Here is a 1,240-nt window from a genome sequence, read left to right as displayed (position 1 = left end):
ATAACTTCCGCATTCCTCCCGACACTGACCCTACGGGTACAGTGCGGGGCTCCTGCGATTTCTAGCTGAGAAAAGCCCTATGGCCCTGTGCATGCAACGTTTTGGGTGTGGGCCACTGTCCTGGCCTAAATTTCAAGAGGGCAAGGATGCACGCTATAGAGGAACTTTCTAGCGGAGCTATTGCACCGGCTAGTGTCTCATTGCCATTTGAATTGACTATAAGTGCTGCTGCAAAACCAGGAACCAGAATCCTCGCCCGGCGAGCATGTTATGACTCTGAGCTGGAAGCTGTTTTCGAGTAAAACTCACGCATTTCTGTAAACCACTCCAATCGCGAGGGATCCCAGGTGTAGAACATGTGTCCGCCGCGATAATGACGTAGGGTGAGGTTGGCCTTCAACCGCGGATCCAACTTCATCAAATCCACCAGGTGATTCGAGGCAAAGTAGGGCGTGACCAGGTCGTAAAAGCCATGATGAATGCTCACCCGCATGTGGGGGTTGAGGGCCATGCTGCTGCGCAGCTCATCCATTGCGCCGATGAATCCTTGCTTCAACTCTCCTTTTGGGGTGAACCGCCAGGACTTGAACACCTCCAGGTTCAGCAGGTGATAGGTCAACTCCGTTTCTACTTGCAAGGTCTCCCGCAAGTGGCTGTTGATGGCCGCCGTGAACAGGCGATCGATCCCATCCAAGGTGGGATCGGATCCCTCGAAGGTAGGCCGATCCGGAAAGGGATCCACCGTGGTTACAGAAGCATCGTAGAGCCCCAGCACCAGTCGCTGCGACCGCAACAGCTCGCGGGCAAAACTGGCGATATCGATCCGCCCGCCTTTGTGGGCTACATATTCTGGAGATAGGCCGATCCCTGCCGCCATCTCCTGATACACCGCTTGCCGTTCTGCCTCTGGCATTGCCTCCCCCATGGCCAAGAGGGGCAGCAGACGTTGTCGGGCAAAGTGTTCTGCTTTGGGCAGCAGGATCTGCAAATCCTCCCCCCAGCCACACCGTCCATGATGGGCTGCTGTGGCCACATAGGAAGGGAAAAGGGCTGCCCAGGTGCTGAGGTTGTAATCGTTGGTCTCCAGCAACCCAAACTCAATCGCAGGCGAGATGAGAATGGCCCCCGACAGGCCCACGCCAAACTTGGATTGCAGCTCCTTGGCCAGCCGCGCCACCCGAAACCCACCGTAACTCTCGCCGGCAATGAAAATGGGGGAGAGCCAGCGTTTGTATCGGGA

The 1,240-nt window shown here is 56.3% G+C and carries 1 pseudogene; it reads right to left on the bottom strand.

The window, feature by feature from the left end:
• Positions 1 to 268: 268 nt before the first annotated feature.
• Positions 269 to 1,240: pseudogene (locus NW837_RS09750) on the bottom strand (peptidase S10); the annotation flags it as partial.

Source organism: Synechococcus sp. R6-10 (assembly GCF_047461815.1).
In the GTDB taxonomy this organism is placed as follows: domain Bacteria; phylum Cyanobacteriota; class Cyanobacteriia; order Thermostichales; family Thermostichaceae; genus Thermostichus.
Note: the sequence above shows the minus strand (reverse complement) of the source record. Positions and strands in the feature narration are given on the sequence as shown.